The organism is Delftia sp. Cs1-4, from assembly GCF_000214395.1.
Lineage (GTDB): Bacteria > Pseudomonadota > Gammaproteobacteria > Burkholderiales > Burkholderiaceae_C > Comamonas > Comamonas acidovorans.
Genome location: NC_015563.1, coordinates 3746329 through 3766463, shown reverse-complemented (window position 1 = coordinate 3766463; position 20135 = coordinate 3746329). Strand labels below are relative to the sequence as shown.

The following is a 20135-nucleotide window of genomic DNA, read 5'->3' as shown; positions in this document are numbered from 1 at the left end:
TCCTTAAACCTTTTCCACCTTCACGAGGAAGGTCTTGGATTCCGGGGTAAGGCTGTTGCCATCGCCCACCGATGCCGTCAGGTTGTTGGCCATGTAGCCCTTGCGGCCCGTCGACGAGAAGCCCCAGTGAATGGGCACGCCCACGTGGTGGATGGTCTTGCCATCGATCTTCATGGGCTTGATGCGCTTGGTCACCACGGCGGCTGCCTTGACGAAGCCGCGCTTGGAGCTGACCTTCACATGCTGGCCGGTCTCGATGCCCAGTTCCTTGGCCAGCGCCTCGCCGATTTCCACGAACTGCTCGGGCTGAACGATGTTGTTCAGCTGAACGTGCTTGGTCCAGTAGTGGAAGTGCTCGGTCAGGCGGTACGTCGTGCCCACGTGCGGGAACTCGCTGGGCGAGCCCGCCGAATCCTTGACGGAGTCGAAGATGCGCGTGGCCGGGTTGATGACCGCCAGCTTGTTGTCGGGATACATGGGGTTGTATCCCAGCGGGTTGTCAAAGGCCTCGTAGTGGGTGGGGAACGGTCCCTCGTTCATGCCCTTGCGGGAGAAGAAACGCGCCACGCCCTCGGGGTTCATGATGAACGGATCGGTGGTCTCCGGCGGCATGGTCGGGCCCATGTCGGGCACGTCGGCACCGCCCCAGTTCTTGCCGTTCCAGCGGATCAGCGTGCGCTTGGGATCGAACGGCTGGCCGTTGCGGTCGCAGGAGGCGCGGTTGTAGAGCACGCGGCGGTTGGCCGGCCAGGCCCAGGCCCAGTTCAGCGTGTTGCCGATGCCCGTGGGGTCGCTGTTGTCGCGCCGGGCCATCTGGTTGCCGGACGAGGTCCAGCAGCCTGCCCAGATCCAGCAGCCGCCCATCGTCGTGCCGTCGTCGCGCATCTCGCCGAAGCCGGCCAGCTGCTCGCCGGCCTTGCGGATGAGCTTGGTCGGGTCCTTGGGGTCGAACAGGTCCACCAGGGCGCGGCCGTTGTACTCCTTGGCGATCTCTTCCGAGGTCGGATGATCGGCATGGGCGTAGGGCCACCACAGCTTGGTGATCGGCTCGGGGAACTTGCCGCCGTCCTTCTCATAGGCCTGCTTCAGGCGCAGGTGCAGGGCCGACATGATGGCGATGTCGGTCTTGGCCTCGCCCGGAGGCTCGGCCGCCTTCCAGTGCCACTGCAGCACGCGCGAGGAGCTGACGACGGCGCCGTCTTCCTCGGCAAAGCAGGTCGTGGGCAGGCGGAACACCTCGGTCTGGATCGATGCCGGATCCACGTCGTTGAACTCGCCGTGGTTCTGCCAGAACTCCGATGTCTCGGTGACCAGCGGGTCCATGATCACCAGGAACTTCAGCTTCTTGAGGCCTTCGCGCACATTGTTGCTGTTCGCAAGGGCCGCCAGCGGGTTGAAGCCCTGGGCGATGTAGCCGTTGATCTTGCCCTGTGCCATCAGGTCGAACACCTGCAGCATGTCGTACTGCCTGTCCAGCTTGGGCAGGTAGTTGAAGGCCCAGTTGTTCTCGGCCGTGGCCGCCGGTCCCCACCAGGCCTTCATCAGGCTCACGTGGAACTTGGGCGTGTTCGACCAGTAGTTCATCTGGCCCGGGCGCATGGCCTTGGGCGTGCGCGCGTCGATGTACTTCTGGTAGTCCTGCTCGCCCTCGTTGGGCAGCGTCAGGTAGCCGGGCAGCGAGGCCGACAGGATGCCCAGGTCCGTCAGGCCCTGGATGTTGGAGTGCCCGCGCAGCGCGTTCATGCCGCCACCGGCCACGCCGATATTGCCCAGCAGCAGCTGGACCATGGCGCCCGTGCGCAGGATCTGCGCGCCCGTGGTGTGCTGTGTCCAGCCCAGTGCGTACAGGATGGTCGCGACGCGACCCGGCACGGCGGTCGATGCCAGCTTCTCGCACACGTGCAGGAACTTTTCCTTGGGCGTGCCGCAGGCGCTCTCCACCTTCTCGGGCGTGTAGCTGGCGTAGTGGCGCTTGAGCCATTGGTACACGCAGCGCGGATGCTGCAGGCTGGCGTCCACCTTCACGTAGCCGTCGGCGTCGAGCTCATAGTCCCAGCTGGACTTGTCGTATTTGCGTGTCTGCGGGTCGTAGCCCGAGAAGATGCCTTCGTCGAACGCAAACTCCTCCTTCACGATGTACGAGAAGTCGGTGTAGTTCCTCACGTATTCGTGATGGATCTTGTCGTTCGTCAGCAGATAGTTGATCACGCCACCCAGGAACACGATGTCCGAGCCCGACCGGATGGGGGCATAGAAATCGGCCACGGAGGCGGAGCGGTTGAAGCGCGGATCGACCACCATGAAGTGCGCACCGTTGTGCTCCTTCGCTTCGGTCACCCACTTGAAACCGCAGGGATGTGCTTCAGCGGCATTGCCGCCCATGATCAGGATAACGTCCGCGTTCTTGATGTCGACCCAATGGTTCGTCATCGCTCCACGGCCAAACGTCGGGGCAAGACCTGCCACCGTCGGGCCGTGTCAGACACGTGCTTGGTTATCGAGTGCGAGCAGGCCCCAGGAACGGGCAACCTTGTGTGTGACGTAACCGGCTTCGTTGCTGGAGGCCGAGGCGGCCAGCATGCCGGTGGTCAGCCAGCGGTTCACCGTCTGGCCCTTGTCGTTTTGCTCGACGAAGTTCGCGTCGCGATCGTCCTTGAGCAGCTTGGTGATGCGCGTCAGCGCCTCGTCCCAGGACATGCGCTTCCACTCGTTGGAGCCGGGGGCGCGGTACTCGGGGTACTTCAGGCGGTGCGGGCTGTGGACGAAGTCCAGCAGCGAGGCGCCCTTGGGGCACAGCGTGCCGCGGTTGACGGGGTGGTCCGGATCGCCCTCGACGTGGATCACCGACAGCTTGGCGTTCTTGGCGCCGTCGCTCAGCGAATACATCAGGATGCCGCAGCCTACCGAACAGTAGGTACAGGTCTGGCGGGTGACCGTGGTGGCGGCCAGCTTGAACTGGCGCACTTCAGCCAGGGCGGCAGTGGGCGAGAAGCCCATCAACGCCAGGCTGGATCCGGCCAGAGTCGAACCAGTCACTTTCATGAACTGGCGTCTGGAGAATTGGACCATGTGGGGTACCTTCTAATAGAAATTGACGCTTGTAAGCAAATTCTACGAGTGCACCCCGGAATCAATCCGGGAAATAACCCTTAATCCTGAGTCGTCCTGTGCGGCATTCGCGCGCAAGCTCCACGCCAGGCCTTGCTGCGCGGGGCTTGCCGGGGCGCCGCCCGGCGGGATCATCAGTTGAAATGATTATCTGGATTCAGGGCTTCGGACATTTTGTTTTATATCAATCCGCCATTCATTGAGTGGATGAATGAGGTCGATGGATCCAGGCTATTGCGCGAATGCGATCCATTTGCACCCATTGAATGCCTGAAAATGGATTTCCGGCCCTCGTCCAGAGGGAGGGGCCGGAGCAGGCTCAGCGTGCCGGCGGGCGCGGATCGTGCGGTGCTTGCTTGAGGTCCATATCATCCGATGTCTGATATTCAGCATGCGCCAAACCTGCCTGGGCAAGTTGGCTGCGCTTTTCCTCATCCTGCACTTGCATGCGCGAGAACATGTCCCAGATCGCCATGAACAGGGCCGCGATCACGGGGCCTATCACAAAACCCGTCAGTCCGAAGAGAGCCATGCCGCCCAGCGTCGAGATCAGCACGATGTAGTCGGGCATCTTCGTGTCCTTGCCCACCAGCAAGGGGCGCAGCACGTTGTCCACCAGTCCGATCACCAGCACGCCGTAGGCGATCAGGATCAGGCCCTTGCCCATGGCGCCGGTGGCCAGGAAGTAGATGGCCACGGGTGCCCAGATCAGGCCGGCGCCCACGGCGGGCAGCAGCGACAGGAAGGCCATCACCACGCCCCACAGCACGGGCCCCTGGATGCCCAGAATCCAGAAGATCAGCCCGCCCAGCGCGCCCTGGGCGGCCGCCACGGCCAGGTTCCCCTTGACGGTGGCACGGATCACGGTGGTGAACTTGCTCGACAGCTCGGCCTTGTGGTCGGCCTGCAGCGGAATCGCCATGCGGATGCGCTGGGTCAGGTCACGGCCGTCGCGCAGCAGGAAGAACAGCAGATACAGCATCACGCAAAAGCCCACCAGGAAGCCGAACGTGTTCTGGCCTATGCCCAGCGCCTTGGTGGCGGCCAGCTTGGAGGCCTGCATGGCGATGCTGGACAGCTTGTCCTGCAGCTCGGCCAGCGAACCCAGGTGCAACCTCTCCAGCCAGGGTGTGACCCAGGAGGGCAGGGCGTCCATGATCTGTTGCAGATAGGTGCCCGCGTCCAGGTTGCCGCTGTTGACGCGCTCATAGATCAACGAGGCCTCGCGCACCAGGGAGGCGCCGATCAGCGCCAGCGGCAGGATGGCCACGACCAGGCACAGCAGCAGGGTGGACAGGGCGGCGAGATTGGTGCGCCGGGGCATGCGCGCCAGCAGGCGCCGGTGCAGCGGCGAGAACAGGATGGCCAGGGCGACGCCCCAGAAGATGGCCCCCATGAATTCCCAGAGCACGGCACCGAAGCCTATGGTCGCCGCGATCAGCAGCAGCATGAAAGTGCGTTTGTGTAAGGGCAGCAGGTTCATCTGTCGGTCCGTTCGGAAGATGCGCCAATGTACGCGACTGCGGGAACTCCCGGAGGGTCCAGGTAATCGCTTGGTAACTGCCCTGCTGCGATGTTTGAACGGTGGCACAATGGCGGTCGCAACCAGGCCCTTCCCCAGCCACAGTCGCATCCGCCAATCGGTACAGCCGTGTCGCGGAAGGTTCTACAAACCAGCTAATGCCTCCTTCAGGGAGGCGGAGGTCAGCGCAATATGAGCGATCAGACGTCGGTCTACCAAGCCTATCAAGGCAATACTTACCTCTTCGGCGGCAATGCCCCCTACGTCGAAGAAATGTACGAGAACTACCTGGCCAACCCCGGTAGCGTGCCGGATTCCTGGCGCGAGTACTTTGATGCACTGCAACATGTGCCCGCAGTCGACGGCACGGACTCCAAGGACGTCCCGCACCAGCCCGTCATCAACGCTTTCGCCGAGCGCGCCAAGCAAGGCGGCACCAAGGTGGTCGTGGCCTCCGGCGCCGACTCCGAGCTGGGCCGCAAGCGCACCGCCGTCCAGCAGCTGATCGCCGCCTACCGCAATGTCGGCGCACGCTGGGCCGATCTCGATCCCCTCAAGCGCACCGAGCGCCCCGAAATTCCCGAGCTGGAGCCGTCGTTCTACGGCTTCACCGATGCCGACCAGGAAACGGTGTTCAACACGAGCAACACCTTCTTCGGCAAGGAAAGCATGTCGCTGCGCGAGCTGATGAACGCGCTGCGCGAGACCTACTGCGGCACCCTGGGCACCGAGTACATGTATGCCACCGACCAGACGCAAAAGCGCTGGTGGCAGCAAAAGCTGGAAACCAGCCGTACCAAGCCCAGCTTTGACGCCAGCCAGAAAAAGCGCATCCTCGACCGCCTGACGGCTGCCGAAGGCCTGGAACGCTATCTGCACACCAAGTACGTCGGCCAAAAGCGGTTCTCGCTGGAAGGTGGCGAAAGCTTCATCGTCGCCATGGACGAGCTGATCAACGCTGCCGGCCAGAAGGGCGTGCAGGAAGTCGTGATCGGCATGGCCCACCGCGGCCGCCTGAACGTGCTGGTCAACACCCTGGGCAAGATGCCCAAGGACCTGTTCGCCGAGTTCGATCACACTGCCCCCGAAGACCTGCCCTCGGGCGACGTGAAGTACCACCAGGGCTTCAGCTCCGATGTGTCCACCGCTGGCGGCCCTGTCCACCTGTCGCTGGCCTTCAATCCCTCGCACCTGGAAATCGTCAACCCCGTGGTCGAAGGCTCGGTGCGCTCGCGCATGGACCGCCGCGACGACCCGCACGGCAAGCAAGTGCTGCCCGTGCTGGTGCACGGCGATGCCGCCTTTGCCGGCCAGGGCGTGAACCAGGAAACCCTGGCGCTGGCCCAGACCCGTGGCTACACCACGGGCGGCACGGTGCACATCATCATCAACAACCAGATCGGCTTCACCACCTCCGATCCGCGCGATACCCGCTCCACGCTGTACTGCACCGACATCGTCAAGATGATCGAGTCGCCCGTGCTGCACGTGAACGGCGATGATCCGGAAGCCGTGGCACTGGCCGTGCAGCTGGCGCTGGAATTCCGCATGGAATTCTCCAAGGACGTGGTCGTGGACATCGTCTGCTTCCGCAAGCTGGGCCACAACGAGCAGGACACGCCTGCCCTGACCCAGCCGCTGATGTACAAGAAGATCGGCGCCCACCCCGGCACCCGCAAGCTGTACGCCGACAAGCTGGCCACGCAAGGCCTGGGCGAATCGCTGGGCGACGACATGGCCAAGGCCTACCGTGCCGCCATGGACGAAGGCCGCCACACCGTGGACCCGGTGCTGACGAACTTCAAGAGCAAGTACGCCGTGGACTGGAGCCCGTTCCTGGGCAAGACCTGGACCGACGCTGGCGACACCGCCATCCCGCTGACCGAATGGAAGCGCCTGGCCGAACGCATCACAACGATCCCCGAGACCGTGACCCCGCACGCGCTGGTCAAGAAGGTCTATGACGACCGCGCAGCCATGGGCCGCGGCGATGTCAACGTGGACTGGGGCATGGGCGAGCACATGGCCTTCGCATCGCTGGTCGCATCGGGCTACCCCGTGCGCCTGTCGGGCGAGGACTGCGGCCGTGGCACCTTCACCCACCGCCACTCGGTCATCCATGACCAAAAGCGTGAAAAGTGGAGCGAAGGCACCTACATCCCGCTGCAGAACGTTGCCGACAGCCAGGCTCCGTTCACCGTCATCGACTCCATCCTGTCCGAAGAGGCCGTGCTGGGCTTCGAGTACGGCTACGCGTCGAACGATCCCAACACCCTGGTGATCTGGGAAGCCCAGTTCGGCGACTTCGCCAACGGCGCCCAGGTGGTGATCGACCAGTTCATCGCCTCCGGTGAAGTCAAGTGGGGCCGCATCAACGGCCTGACGCTGATGCTGCCGCACGGCTATGAAGGCCAGGGCCCCGAGCACAGCTCGGCACGCCTGGAGCGCTTCATGCAGCTGGCCGCCGACGCCAACATGCAGATCGTGCAGCCCACCACGGCCAGCCAGATCTTCCACGTGCTGCGTCGCCAGATGGTGCGCCCGCTGCGCAAGCCGCTGGTCATCATGACGCCCAAGTCGCTGCTGCGTAACAAGGATGCGACCTCGCCGCTGTCCGAATTCACCAGCGGTGGTTTCCAGACCGTGATCCCCGAGCAGGACGAAGCCGTCGTGAAGAACGCGGCCAAGGTCAAGCGCGTGATCGCATGCTCGGGCAAGGTCTACTACGACCTGGTCAAGAAGCGCGCCGAGAAGGAAAGCAAGGACGTCGCCATCATCCGCGTCGAACAGCTGTACCCCTTCCCGCACAAGGCTTTCGCCGCTGAACTCAAGAAGTTCGGCAACGCCACCGAGATCGTCTGGTGCCAGGACGAGCCGCAGAACCAGGGCGCCTGGTTCTTCGTGCAGCACTACATCCACGAGAACATGCTCGATGGCCAGAAGCTGGGCTACTCCGGCCGCGCTGCCTCGGCATCGCCCGCCGTGGGTTACGCACACCTGCACCAGGAGCAGCAAAAGGCCCTGGTGGAAGGCGCGTTCTCCAAGCTCAAGGGTTTTGTCCTGAACAAGTAAGGCAGCCCCCACCCGCTACGTATCAGTACAGAACACTTTTGGAAAGAATCACAAATGGCTATCGTTGAAGTCAAAGTTCCCCAGCTGTCCGAGTCCATCGCTGAGGCCACCATGCTGACCTGGAAGAAGAAGGCCGGCGAAGCGGTTGCAATCGATGAGATCCTCATCGAAATCGAAACCGACAAGGTCGTGCTCGAAGTGCCCGCACCCGCCGCTGGCGTGCTGGCCGAGATCGTGCAAGGTGACGGCGCCACCGTGGTGGCCGAGCAACTGATTGCCAAGATCGACACCGAAGGCGTGGCCGGCGTGGCCGCCGCCGCTCCTGCCGCAGCCGCCGCTCCCGCTGCCGCAGCGCCTGCTGCTGCTCCCGCCGCTGCTGCTGCCACTGGCGGCAGCAAGGGCGATGTCGCCATGCCCGCCGCTGCCAAGCTGCTGGCCGAGAACAACCTGTCGGCCGCCAACGTGGCTGGCTCCGGCAAGGATGGCCGCGTGACCAAGGGCGACGCCCTGGCCGCCGTCAAGGGCGGCGTGCAGTCCACGGCTGCCGTCATCCCCACCGGCGTGCCCACCAAGGCGCTGCCCCAGGTGTCGGCTCCCGCTGCCAAGGAAGACCTCAGCGGCCGTCCCGAGCAGCGCGTGCCCATGAGCCGCCTGCGTGCCCGTGTGGCCGAGCGCCTGCTGCAGTCGCAGTCCACCAACGCCATCCTGACCACGTTCAACGAAGTGAACATGGCCCCGGTGATGGATCTGCGCAAGAAGTTCCAGGATGCCTTCACCAAGGAACACGGCACCAAGCTGGGCTTCATGTCCTTCTTCGTCAAGGCGGCAGTGCACGCCCTGAAGAAGTACCCCGTGCTCAATGCTTCCGTGGACGGCAACGACATCGTCTACCACGGCTACTTCGACATCGGTATCGCCGTGGGTTCGCCCCGTGGCCTGGTGGTGCCCATCCTGCGCAATGCAGACCAGATGAGCTTCGCCGACATCGAAAAGAAGATTGCCGAATTCGGCAAGAAGGCGGCAGACGGCAAGCTGGGCATTGAAGACATGACCGGCGGCACCTTCTCCATCTCCAACGGCGGCACTTTCGGCTCGATGATGTCCACCCCCATCATCAACCCGCCCCAGTCGGCCATCCTGGGCGTGCACGCCACCAAGGACCGCGCCATGGTCGAGAACGGCCAGGTCGTGGTCCGCCCGATGAACTATCTGGCCATGTCCTATGACCACCGCATCATCGACGGCCGCGAAGCCGTGCTGGGCCTGGTGGCCATGAAGGACGCGCTGGAAGATCCTTCGCGCCTGCTGTTCGACCTGTAATTCCACAGGGTTCGACACGACGAAAACCCACCCTTGGCCGCGTGCCCTGCGGTGGGTTTTTTCATGCATCACAGACAAGAGATTCCTGAAATGAGCAAGCAATTCGACGTCATCGTCATCGGCGCGGGCCCTGGTGGCTACATCGCCGCCATCCGTGCCGCACAACTGGGCTTCAACGTGGCCTGTATCGACGAGTGGAAGAACGCCGCGGGCGGCGCCGCTCCGGGCGGCACCTGCACCAACGTGGGCTGCATTCCCTCCAAGGCCCTGCTGCAGTCGTCCGAGCACTTCGAGCACGCCAATCTGCACTTTGCCGACCATGGCATCTCCACCGGCAAGGTCGAGATGGACGTGGCCAAGATGATCGCCCGCAAGGATGCGGTCGTGAAGCAGAACAACGACGGCATCCTGTACCTGTTCAAGAAGAACAAGGTCACCTTCTTCCACGGCCGTGGCTCGTTCGTCAAGGCGGTCGAGGGCGGCTACGAGATCAAGGTTGCCGGCAAGGAAGAGGAAGTGCTGACGGGCAAGCAGATCGTGGTCGCCACGGGCTCCAGCGCCCGCGCGCTGCCCGGCGTGCCCTTCGATGAAGAGAACATCCTGTCCAACGACGGCGCTCTGCGCCTGGGCAAGGCCCCCAAGAAGCTGGCCCTGATCGGCGCTGGCGTGATCGGCCTGGAAATGGGCTCGGTCTGGCGCCGCCTGGGCACGGAAGTGGTCGTGCTCGAAGGCATGGACAAGTTCCTGTCCGCCGTGGACGAGCAGATCGCCAAGGAAGCCAAGAAGGCGTTCGACAAGCAGGGCCTGAAGATCGAGCTGGGCGTGAAGATCGGCGAAATCAAGAGCGGCAAGAAGGGCGTGTCCATCGCCTACACCAACGCCAAGGGTGAAGCCCAGGCGCTGGAGGCCGACAAGCTGATCATCTCCATCGGCCGCACCGCCAACACGGCCGGCCTCAATGCCGAGGCCGTGGGCCTGGCTCTGGACGAGCGCGGCTGCGTCGTGGTCGATGACGACTGCAAGACCAGCCTGCCCGGCGTCTGGGCCGTGGGCGACGTGGTGCGCGGCCCGATGCTGGCGCACAAGGCCGAGGAAGAGGCCGTGGCAGTGGCCGAGCGCATTGCCGGCCAGCATGGCCATGTGAACTTCGGCACCATTCCCTGGGTGATCTACACCAGCCCCGAAATCGCATGGGTGGGCCGCACCGAGCAGCAACTGAAGGAGCAGGGCGTCAAGTACAAGGCTGGCACCTTCCCCTTCCTGGCCAACGGCCGCGCGCGCGCCCTGGGTGATACCACGGGCATGGTCAAGTTCCTGGCCGATGCCGAGACCGACGAAATCCTGGGCGTGCACATGGTCGGCCCCATGGTCTCGGAGCTGATCTCCGAAGCCGTGGTCGCCATGGAGTTCAAGGCATCGAGCGAAGACATCGCCCGCATCTGCCATGCCCACCCCTCGCTGTCCGAGGCCACCAAGGAAGCGGCACTGGCCGTCGACAAGCGCACTCTGAATTTCTGAGTGCCAGGCTAGCCATCTAGCCCAAGCCAAAGACCTGAAAGCGCTTGCCCTGCAAGCGTTTTCAGCTTCTGAATACATAGCGAATGGTTGATGCTGCATGAGCGTTTCAGTGCGAGAGGCCTACGAGGCCGAACTGGTAGCCAAGGGCTTTCACAGTGATCCTGCGCAGTTGCGCGCCGTCGAGGCGCTGCAGCGCTGTGCCGACGACTGGGCGGTCTACCGCCAGCGCCGCTCCAACGCCTTCAAGAAGCTCATCAACCATCCCGAGATTCCCCGCGGCGTCTACATGTACGGCGGGGTGGGGCGCGGCAAGAGCTTTCTCATGGACTGCTTCTTCAATGCCGTGCCGCTCAGGCGCAAGGTGCGCCTGCATTTCCACGAATTCATGCGCGAGGTCCACCGCGAGCTCGCCGTGCTGCAGGGCACGCAGAACCCGCTGGACGTGCTGGGTGCGCGCATCTCCAAGAAGTACAAGCTGATCTGCTTCGACGAATTCCACGTCGCCGACATCACGGACGCGATGATCCTGCACCGGCTGCTGGTCTCGCTGTTCGCCAACGGCGTGGGCTTTGTCACCACCTCCAACTTCAAGCCCGACGAGCTGTATCCGGGCGGCCTGCACCGCGACCGCATCCTGCCGGCCATCGACCTGCTCAACGAGCGCATGGAAGTCGTCAACGTGGACAACGGCACGGACTACCGCCGCCGCACGCTGGAAAACGCCCGGCTCTATCACACGCCCCTGGGTGCACAGGCCGATGCGGCCATGACCGAAACCTTCGACAAGCTGGCCGAAGTCAAGGACGAAGACCCCGTGCTGCACATCGAGGCGCGCGAGATCCGTGCGCGCCGCCGCGCCGGTGGCGTGGTCTGGTTCGACTTCCGCGAGCTGTGCGGCGGCCCGCGCTCGCAGAACGACTACCTGGAGATCGCGAGCCAGTTCCACACCGTGCTGCTGTCCGACGTGCCCTATATGCCGGTCAACATGGCATCGCCCGCGCGGCGCTTCACCTGGCTGGTGGACGTGCTGTACGACCGCAGGGTCAAGCTGGTCATCTCGGCCGCCGTGCCGCCCGAGCAGCTTTACACTGAGGGTCCGCTGGCCCATGAGTTCCCCCGCACCGTATCGCGCCTGAACGAGATGCAGTCCAAGGAATTCCTGGCGCTGGAGCGCCGTGTGGTGGATACCAGCCTGACCTGAGGCCGGTCCCGGCCGCTGGCGTCGTTTGCCGGACCTGTACATGCTGAAACTGCCTACCTCTGCTTTCGCCCTTTTGAAGAAACTGCCCGCTCCCCTGGGCGCTGCGCTGGCCTGCCTTGTCCTGGCCGGCCCGGCGATGGCTGCGGAGGCTGGCGCGGATAGCGATACCGATGCGCGGCAGGAACGCGCCCAGGCTGCAAAGCAGGTCCAGGCCGAGCGCAAGGCTGCACGCGCCGAGATCGCGGCCCAGCGTGCCGTCATCGACAGGCGGCGCACGGCCCTGGAGTCCGAGTGCTACCAGCGCTTTGCCGTGGAAGACTGCCTCAGGCAGGCGCGCGAAGAGGCCCGCGAGCAGGACAAGCCACTGCGCGAACGCGAGCTGCAGATCAACGACGAGGAGCGCAAGGAGCGCGCCGCCCAGCGCCTTGAGGATATCGAGGCCAAGAAGGCGCAGAAGGCCGCCTCGTCCATGCAAGCCAAGGAGCGGCCACCGGCCGCCCAGCGCGACACCCAGGCCATCAGGGCCCAGCGTGCCCAGGACGCACAGCAGCGCGCAGCCCAGCAGGCCAGCCACCAGCGTGATCGCCAGGCGCAGATCGAGCAGCGCCAGTCCGCGCAGGAGCAGGAGCGGCGAGCTGCTGCCCGCGCCCAGTTCGAGGCCAAGCAAAAAGAGGCTGCCGAGCGCAAGGCCCGCGCCGCCGATGCCGCCCGTGATCGCGGCCCGCAGGCAGCGCCACTGCCTGCGCCTCCCGCGCCTGCGGCGCCCTGAGTCCGGTGGTCAGGCCGTCACCGGCTCCAGTGCCTCGAGCTTGAGCACCACCAGCGACAGGTTGTCACCCCCGCCCTGGGCGCGCACGCGTGCCTTGTCGATCAGGAACTCAGTTGCCTCGCGCGGCGTGAGCGCGTTGAGCACGGTGCCCAGTTCCTCCGCCGTGTAGTAGTGCCAGACGCCGTCGCTGCAGGCCATGAGCGTGGTGCCCGGGTGCACGTGCTCGATCACGTGGTGGCTCATGGGCGGCTCGGCCTCGGTGCCCAGGCAGCCCAGCAGGATGTTGGACTTGGGGTGCACATGGGCCTCGAATTCGGTGAGTTCTCCCCTGTCCACCAGGGACTGGACGTAGGAGTGGTCCTTGGTGCGGTGGACCATGGTCGCGCCCTGGTAGTGGTAGATGCGCGAATCGCCCGAATGCACCCAGTGGCAGCGGCCCTGGGGCAGCAGCACGAAGGCGGCAATGGTGCTGTGCGGCTCCTGCTCGGCCGAAATGGCCGTCAGCCGGATCACCATGTGCGACTCGTGGACGATGCTCTCCAGCAGCGCCGTGCAGTCCTCCTTGCCCGGCTCGAAGCGCTCGAACAGCTGGCGCGCCGTGAGCATGACCTGGTCGGAGGCCTTGCGCCCGCCACTGCGCCCGCCCATGCCGTCGGCCAGCACGCCCAGCAGGCAGCCGTGTACATAGGGGTGGGCCATGAGCATCACCTGGTCTTGCTGGTATTGCCTGTCACCGCGATGGATGCCTGTGGCGGCTTGGAGTCGGTACGCTGGCTGCATGGTCTCTGGTTTGGTGGGCTCTTGGGGCGGTGGATGGGCACACCAATGTCATGGCGCATATTATCGGAGCACCGTCCCCGGCGCTGGCCCGCCGCACCCCGGCGGCGCTCTCTTTTTCAACAAACGGACCCGCCCTTTGCATTCCCTGACCGCCGCCGTGCAGGCGGCCTTCGCGCCGCAAGGCCTGCTGTCGCGCGCCGAGGCGCTATTCCTGCCGCGTGAGGGGCAGACCCGCATGGCCCTGGCCGTGGCCCAGGCCATCGAGCAGCGCCAGACCCTGGTGGTCGAGGCCGGCACGGGCGTGGGCAAGACCTATGCCTACCTGGTGCCAGCCCTGCTCAGCGGCCAGCGCGTGCTGGTGTCCACGGCCACGCGCGCGCTGCAGGATCAGCTGTATGCCCGCGATCTGCCGCGCCTCGTTGCCGCGCTGGGCATGCCGCTGCGCATGGCGCGCCTCAAGGGCCGCAGCGCCTACCTGTGCATGGAGCGGCTGGAGCGTGTGCGCCAGGGCCGCACGGCGCCGCAGGACCCGCAGGTGCTGCGCAGCGTTGCCCTGGTCGAGCGATGGGCACGCACCACGCGCACGGGCGACCTGGGCGAGTTGCCCGCGCTGGACGAGCGCTCGCCCGCGCTGCCATTGGTCACTTCCACACGCGACAACTGCCTGGGTTCCGACTGCCCGCATTGGCAGGACTGCCATGTCAACGTGGCCCGCCGCGCTGCGCTGGAGGCCGACGTGGTGGTCATCAACCACCACCTGATGTTTGCCGACCTGGATGTGCGCGAGTCGGGCGTGGCCCAGTTGCTGCCCAGCGTGGGCGTGGTCGTGGTGGACGAGGCCCACCAGCTCAACGACACCGGCGTGCAGTTCGCGGGCCAGAGCCTGTCGGGCCAGCAACTGACGGGCTATGCCCGCGATGTGCTGCGCGCCGGCCAGGAACTGGCGCGCGGCATGGCCGACTGGATGCAGCTTTCGGCACGTGTGGAGCAGGCCTTGCGCGAGCTGCGACTGGCGGCAGGCAAGCCCCCGGTGGGCGGGCGCCTGCCCTGGCAGGGCGTGACGCCGCAGGGGCTGGACGCGCAGCGCTGGCGCACCGCCCTGGTCACACTGGGGCGCAGCCTGCGGGCATTGCTGGAGCCGCTGGTGCAACTGCAGGTCAGCGACCCCGAACTGCGCAGGCTGTTCGAGCGCGGCAACGAGCTGCTGCGGCGCCTGGCCACCTTTGCCGCCGCCGCCGTGCAGGACACGGTGCGCTGGCTGGAGCTGGGCAGCCAGCAGATGCGCATGCTGGAGTCTCCGCTGACCATTGCGCACATCATGCGCACGCGGCTGCTGGGGTTGACGCAGGAGCAGGAGGGATCGGCAGATCAGGAGCGAGAGGATGCACAGCCCGAGCCCGAGCCACAAGAACAGGAAGAAGGCGCGCCCGTACCCGTTCCCGAAGCTGCAGGCCTGCCTCGGCAGCCATCGGGCACCGCGTGGATCTTCACCTCGGCCACGCTGGGTGACGACGAGCGCCTGAGCTGGTTCACCGAGCCCTGCGGCCTGCGCGAGGCCCAGGTGCTGCGCGTGGACAGTCCCTTTGACTATGCGCGGCAGGCAGCGCTCTACGTGCCCCGGCCCTTCGCCCAGGCCGGCAGTGCCACGCACAGCACCGAGGTGGCGCGCCTGGCGCTGGATGCCGCCCAGCGCCTGGGCGGGCGCACGCTGGTGCTGACGACCACGCTGCGTGCGCTGCACGCCATAGGCGATGCACTGCAGCAGTCGCTGGGGCTGTTTGGTGAACTGGATGTGCTGGTCCAGGGGCAGGCGCCCAAGCTGGCCTTGATCGAGCGCTTTATCGCGGCCGGAGAAGGCAGGGAAGGCCCGGGGCGGGGCTGCATTCTCGTGGCCTCGGCCACTTTCTGGGAGGGGGTGGACCTGCCGGGCGATGCGCTGCAGCTGGTGGTCATCGACAAGCTGCCGTTTCCGCCGCCCGACGATCCGCTGGTCGAGGCGCGTTCGCGCAGTCTGGAATCCGTGGGGCGTCAGGCCTTTGCCGACTACATGCTGCCCGAGGCCGCCATGGCGCTCAAGCAGGGCGCCGGCCGCCTGATCCGGCGCGAGACGGATCGCGGCGTGCTCGTGGTCTGTGATTCCCGGTTGGCCACCATGGGTTACGGGCGGCGGCTGCGTGCCGCGCTGCCGCCCATGCGGACTCTGGTGGACGAGGCGGCCTTCGTTCAGGCCCTGCAGGCGCTGGCGCAGCCTGCGCCGCAGATCACCACAGCTTCCACCACGACTTCTGCTTTGCCGTGAGGTCCTGGTCGGACTCCTGGCCGTAGGAGGCGGTCAGCACGCGTTGCGCGTCGTCGCGCAACTGCGTCATGCCCAGGGCGTCGTATGAATTCACCAGGATCTGCATGGCCTCGCGCACGGCGGGCACGCCCTGGTAGTCCTTGACGGCCGTCTGCGCGCGCGCGATGGCGGCCACGTAGGCGCCGCGTCCGTAGTAGTAGCGGGCCACATGCACTTCGTACTGCGCCAGAGAGTTGACGATGTACTGCATGCGCAGCCGCGAATCCTCGGCGTAGCGCGACTCGGGGAAGCGCGTCACCAGCTCGCGGAAGGACTCGAACGAGTCCTTGGCGGCCTTCTGGTCACGCTCGGACAGATCCTGGCGCGACAGCCAGGAGAACATGCCCAGGTTGTCATTGAAGTTGACCAGGCCCTTCAGGTAGAGGGCGTAGTCGGTGGCGGGGCTGGCCGGATGCAGCTTCAGGAAGCGGTCCAGCGTGGCGGTGGCCTGGATCTTGTCGCCGCTCTTGTACTGGGCATAGGCCTTGTCGAGCTGGGCCTGCTGGGCCAGGGGCGTGCCGGCGGCACGGCCTTCGAGCTTCTCGAACAGCGGAACGGCCTTGTCGAACGCGCCGGAGGCGGCTTCGTCGCGGGCCTCGGTATAGATGCGGTCCGGGGTCCACTTGGCAGTAGGGTCTTGCTGCGTACTGGAGCAGGCTGTCAGAACGCCTGCGACCAGCATGGCGGGAACGATGGACAGGGGAATACGCTGCATGGTGGACGTTTCTCGGGCAATCGAAGGGCAGTGAGAGGGTTGGCGGGCAGGGACGCGGGCCGCGCTGAGGGGCCGCACAAAGCCTGATTTTCCCGCAACCGGGCCGGAGCATTGTAACGGCCTGCGATGACCGCCCCGCAGGCGGGGGCGGCGGCAAAGGCATGGCCGTGAACGGGTCCCGGCCTTGCGGAGCTTTCTACAATGGCGCCCATATGTTTGTCCATTTGCGCCTGCACACCGAATTCTCCGTCGTGGACGGAACCAACCGCATCAATGCCATCGTCAAGGCCGCCGCCGAGGATGGGCAGGTCGCACTGGCCGTCACAGACTTCAACAACCTGTTTGGCGGCGTCAAGTTCTACCGCGAAGGGCGGGCCAAGGGCGTCAAGCCCGTGCTGGGCGCGGAAATCCAGATCGAAGGCGAGAACGGCGCCGCCGTCTCGCGCATCATCGTGCTGGTGCAAAGCCCGCTGGGCTACCACAACCTGTCCGAACTGCTGGCCCGTGGCTGGACCCGCAACGTGGTCAAGGGCCAGGCCGTGCACACCTGGGCCTGGCTGCAGGAGCTGGGCGAGGGGCTGATCGTGCTGGCCGGTGCCCAGGCCGGCCCCGTGGGCCAGGCGCTGATGCGCGGCGACGAGGCCGGCGCAGCCGCCGTGGCCCAGCGGCTGGCAGGCATGTTCCCGCACCGCTTCTTCATCGAACTGCAGCGCGCCGGCCGCCAGGACGATGAGGCGCACGTGCTGGCTGCCGTGCAACTGGCCGAGCGGCTGAACCTGCCCGTGGTGGCCACGCACCCCATCCAGTTCTTCGGCCCCGACGACTACGAGTCCCACGAAGCGCGCGTGTGCATCGCCGAGGGTGAGATCCTGGCCAACCCCAAGCGCGTGCGCCGCTTCACGCGCGACCAGCATTTCAAGACCGCCGCGCAGATGCAGGCGCTGTTCGCCGACATTCCCAGCGCCATTGCCAACACCGTGGAAATCGCGCGCCGCTGCAGCCTGACCCTGGTGCTGGGCAAGCCGCAGCTGCCCAATTTCCCCGTGCCTGACGGCATGACCATGGACGAGTTCTTCCGCAGCGAATCCTTCAACGGCCTGGAAGACCGCCTGACCCACCTGTATCCCGATCCCGCCAAGCGCGAGGCGCAGCGCCCGCGCTACGTGGAACGGCTGGAGTTCGAGATCGGCACCATCCTCAAGATGGGCTTTCCGGGCTACTTCCTCATCGTGGGCGACTTCATCAAGTGGGCCAAGCTCAACGGCTGCCCCGTGGGCCCGGGCCGCGGATCGGGCGCGGGCTCGCTGGTGGCCTACGTGCTCAAGATCACCGACCTGGACCCGCTGGAGTACAACCTGCTGTTCGAGCGATTCCTGAACCCCGAGCGCGTGTCCATGCCCGACTTTGACGTGGACTTCTGCCAGGCCAACCGCGACCGCGTCATCGACTATGTGAAGCAGCTCTACGGCCGCGACGCCGTCAGCCAGATCGCCACCTTCGGCACCATGGCCGCGCGCGCGGCCATCCGCGACGTGGGCCGCGTGCTGGACATGAGCTACACCTTCTGCGACGGCATCTCCAAGCTCATTCCCAACAAGCCGGGCCTGCACGTCACGCTCAAATACCCGCCCAATCCGAAGAAGGAGGGCGACAAGTACACCTACGCCATCGAGGCCGAGCCCATGCTGGCCGAGCGCATCGAAAAAGAAGAAGACGTCAAGACCCTGATCGAAATGGCCCAGAAGCTCGAAGGCATGACTCGCAACATCGGCATGCACGCGGGCGGCGTGGTGATCGCTCCGGGCAAGCTGGCCGACTTCTGCCCGCTGTACCAGCAGCCGGGCAGCGACTCGGCCGTGGCCATGTACGACAAGGACGATGTGGAGGCCGTGGGCCTGGTGAAGTTCGACTTTCTGGGCCTGGCCACGCTGACCATCCTGGAGATCGCGCGCGAGTTCATCATCAAGCGCCACAAGGGCCAGGAGAACTTCGCCTTCGAGAACATCCCGCTGGACGATGCGCGCACCTACCACCTGTTCTCCGAGGGCAAGACCGAAGCCGTGTTCCAGTTTGAATCGCGCGGCATGCAGGGCATGCTGCGCGACGCCAAGCCCAGCCGCCTGGAAGATCTGATCGCACTGAACGCGCTGTACCGTCCGGGCCCCATGGACCTGATCCCCAGCTTCGTCGCGCGCAAGCACGGCAAGGAAGTGGTGGAGTACCCGCACCCGCTGGTCCAGCAGGTGCTGGCCGAGACCTACGGCATCATGGTCTACCAGGAGCAGGTGATGCAGACCGCCCAGGTGCTGGGCGGCTACTCGCTGGGCGGCGCCGACCTCTTGCGCCGGGCCATGGGCAAGAAGAAGGTCGAGGAAATGGTCATGCACCGCGGGATATTCCGCGAGGGCGCGGCCAAGCAGGGCATCAGCGAGGACAAGGCCGACGAGGTCTTCGACCTGATGGAGAAGTTCGCGGGCTACGGCTTCAACAAGTCGCACGCCGCCGCCTACTCGCTGCTGGCCTACCACACGGCCTGGCTCAAGGTGCACTACACGGCCGAGTTCTACTGCGGGAACATGACCGTTGAAATGGACAACACCGACAAGCTCAAGGTGTTGTACGAAGACGCGCTCAAGATGGGCATCAGCTTCGAGCCGCCGGACGTCAACCGCGGCATGTACCGTTTCGAGCCCGTCACCGACAAGGTCATCCGCTACGGCCTGGGCGCCATCAAGGGCACGGGCCAGCAGGCCATCGAGGCCATCGTTGCGGCGCGTGAAGGCCGCGGCGTGGGGCCGCGCGGTGCCGACAAGGGTCCTTTCAAGAGCCTGGCCGACTTCTGCGTGCGCGTGGACCGCACGCGCCTGAACAAGCGCACGCTGGAAGCCCTGATCAAGGGCGGCGCCTTCGACGCGATCGAGCTCAACCGGGCGTCGCTGGTGGCCTCCATCGACCATGCCTTCGAGTTCGGCAACAAGACGCTGGCCAATGCCAACCAGGGCGGCCTGTTCGACATGATGGGCGATGATGCCGTGGGCTCCAGCACCCAGGAGCCGCCGCTGGTCGAGGCACTGCCCTGGGGAGTGAAGGAGCGGCTGACCCAGGAAAAGACGGCGGTGGGCTTCTACCTCTCGGGCCACCTGTTCGACGAGGTCGAGAAAGAGGTGCGCCGCTTCGTGCGCACGCCCCTGGCCGAGCTGCGCGACAGCCGCGAGCCCCAGACGCTGGCCGGCATCATCAGCGACTTCCGCGCCATCAACGGCCAGCGCGGGCGGCTGGGCCTGTTCAAGATCGATGACGGCTCGGGCGTGATCGAGGCCTCGGTGGACGAGAACACGCTCAACACCTACCGCGAACTGCTCAAGGACGATGAATTCGTCGTCATCACCGGGCGCCTGCAGCTTGACCATTTCAGCGGCGGCCTGCGCATGAAGGCCCAGCAGCTGTGGAATCTGGCGGACGCGCGCTGCCGCTTTGCGCGCTACCTGCAGGTCAGCGTGGGCGAGAAGATGCCTGACGTGCTTGGCCTGCTGCGCCAGTTCCCCGCCGTGGTGGAGCAGGGCGAGCACGGCGAGCTGCAGCGCGGCATGAAAGTGCGCCTGGGGCTGGTCTGCGAGGACGAGCGCGGCTCGGCCAGCTGCGAGCTGGCGCTGGGCGATGCCAGCCGCTTCTATCCCAGCGATGCGGCCCTGGCGGCCTGGTACGCCCAGGCCGGCAGTGCCCAGGTCAAGGTGGTCTACGAATAACCCGCAAGGTGGCGCAGCGCCCGATGGCGGCGAGCAGGCACTGCTT

At 65.5% G+C, this 20135-nt stretch carries 11 protein-coding genes; 7 read left to right on the top strand and 4 right to left on the bottom strand.

Annotated features, from left to right (window positions below; translation table 11 throughout):
* Nucleotides 1-3 precede the first annotated feature (3 nt).
* On the bottom strand, nucleotides 4-3069 hold the full coding sequence (gene fdnG / locus DELCS14_RS16485; protein ID WP_157158287.1) for a formate dehydrogenase-N subunit alpha: 3066 nt from the start codon (nucleotides 3067-3069) through the stop codon (nucleotides 4-6).
* Nucleotides 3070-3427: 358 nt separating this feature from the next.
* The gene (locus DELCS14_RS16475) at nucleotides 3428-4591 is read right to left on the bottom strand and encodes an AI-2E family transporter (protein ID WP_013802661.1); all 1164 of its coding nucleotides are present in this window, start codon (nucleotides 4589-4591) and stop codon (nucleotides 3428-3430) included.
* A 231-nt stretch (nucleotides 4592-4822) separates the two neighbouring features.
* Between DELCS14_RS16475 and DELCS14_RS16470 the strand changes: the two genes are divergently transcribed.
* The 5 genes from DELCS14_RS16470 (at nucleotide 4823) to DELCS14_RS16450 (ending at nucleotide 12510) form a co-directional block, all read left to right on the top strand.
* The gene (locus DELCS14_RS16470) at nucleotides 4823-7702 is read left to right on the top strand and encodes a 2-oxoglutarate dehydrogenase E1 component (protein ID WP_013802660.1); all 2880 of its coding nucleotides are present in this window, start codon (nucleotides 4823-4825) and stop codon (nucleotides 7700-7702) included.
* A 54-nt stretch (nucleotides 7703-7756) separates the two neighbouring features.
* Nucleotides 7757-9022 (top strand): 2-oxoglutarate dehydrogenase complex dihydrolipoyllysine-residue succinyltransferase, encoded by a 1266-nt coding sequence (gene odhB / locus DELCS14_RS16465; protein ID WP_013802659.1) that lies wholly within the window; start codon nucleotides 7757-7759, stop codon nucleotides 9020-9022.
* A gap of 90 nt (nucleotides 9023-9112) precedes the next feature.
* Nucleotides 9113-10540 carry a dihydrolipoyl dehydrogenase gene (lpdA, locus tag DELCS14_RS16460; RefSeq protein ID WP_013802658.1) on the top strand — a complete coding sequence of 476 codons (1428 nt, stop codon included), beginning with the start codon at nucleotides 9113-9115 and terminating at the stop codon, nucleotides 10538-10540.
* A 97-nt stretch (nucleotides 10541-10637) separates the two neighbouring features.
* Nucleotides 10638-11741: a cell division protein ZapE gene (gene zapE / locus DELCS14_RS16455; protein WP_013802657.1), complete on the top strand. Its 1104-nt coding sequence runs from the start codon at nucleotides 10638-10640 to the stop codon at nucleotides 11739-11741.
* 40 nt (nucleotides 11742-11781) lie between these two features.
* Nucleotides 11782-12510, top strand: a complete 729-nt coding sequence (locus DELCS14_RS16450; RefSeq protein ID WP_013802656.1) for a hypothetical protein — start codon at nucleotides 11782-11784, stop codon at nucleotides 12508-12510.
* A gap of 9 nt (nucleotides 12511-12519) precedes the next feature.
* Here the strand turns inward: DELCS14_RS16450 and DELCS14_RS16445 are convergent, their stop codons facing one another.
* Entirely contained in the window at nucleotides 12520-13290 is a 771-nt protein-coding gene (locus DELCS14_RS16445; RefSeq protein ID WP_012205334.1) for a protein phosphatase 2C domain-containing protein, read from the bottom strand.
* Between the two features lie 136 nt (nucleotides 13291-13426).
* Between DELCS14_RS16445 and DELCS14_RS16440 the strand changes: the two genes are divergently transcribed.
* Nucleotides 13427-15589, top strand: a complete 2163-nt coding sequence (locus tag DELCS14_RS16440) for an ATP-dependent DNA helicase (RefSeq protein ID WP_013802655.1) — start codon at nucleotides 13427-13429, stop codon at nucleotides 15587-15589.
* Here the strand turns inward: DELCS14_RS16440 and DELCS14_RS16435 are convergent.
* Nucleotides 15552-16343: an outer membrane protein assembly factor BamD gene (locus tag DELCS14_RS16435; RefSeq protein WP_012205336.1), complete on the bottom strand. Its 792-nt coding sequence runs from the start codon at nucleotides 16341-16343 to the stop codon at nucleotides 15552-15554. The two genes, DELCS14_RS16440 and DELCS14_RS16435, sit on opposite strands and share 38 nt — an antisense overlap.
* A 212-nt stretch (nucleotides 16344-16555) precedes the next feature.
* Here DELCS14_RS16435 and dnaE point away from each other — a divergent pair, with 212 nt between their 5' ends.
* Complete coding sequence (gene dnaE, locus DELCS14_RS16430) at nucleotides 16556-20089, top strand: DNA polymerase III subunit alpha (protein ID WP_013802654.1); 3534 nt, start codon at nucleotides 16556-16558, stop codon at nucleotides 20087-20089.
* Nucleotides 20090-20135: the final 46 nt, after the last annotated feature.

Bases quoted from the DNA above. Each gene is read 5' to 3' on its own strand.
- DELCS14_RS16445 (WP_012205334.1), bottom strand. From the start codon at position 13,290: ATGCAGCCAGCGTACCGACTCCAAGCCGCCACAGGCATCCATCGCGGT.
- DELCS14_RS16470 (WP_013802660.1), top strand. From the start codon at position 4,823: ATGAGCGATCAGACGTCGGTCTACCAAGCCTATCAAGGCAATACTTAC.
- zapE (WP_013802657.1), top strand. From the start codon at position 10,638: ATGAGCGTTTCAGTGCGAGAGGCCTACGAGGCCGAACTGGTAGCCAAG.
- dnaE (WP_013802654.1), top strand. From the start codon at position 16,556: ATGTTTGTCCATTTGCGCCTGCACACCGAATTCTCCGTCGTGGACGGA.
- DELCS14_RS16435 (WP_012205336.1), bottom strand. From the start codon at position 16,343: ATGCAGCGTATTCCCCTGTCCATCGTTCCCGCCATGCTGGTCGCAGGC.
- DELCS14_RS16450 (WP_013802656.1), top strand. From the start codon at position 11,782: ATGCTGAAACTGCCTACCTCTGCTTTCGCCCTTTTGAAGAAACTGCCC.
- lpdA (WP_013802658.1), top strand. From the start codon at position 9,113: ATGAGCAAGCAATTCGACGTCATCGTCATCGGCGCGGGCCCTGGTGGC.
- DELCS14_RS16475 (WP_013802661.1), bottom strand. From the start codon at position 4,591: ATGAACCTGCTGCCCTTACACAAACGCACTTTCATGCTGCTGCTGATC.
- odhB (WP_013802659.1), top strand. From the start codon at position 7,757: ATGGCTATCGTTGAAGTCAAAGTTCCCCAGCTGTCCGAGTCCATCGCT.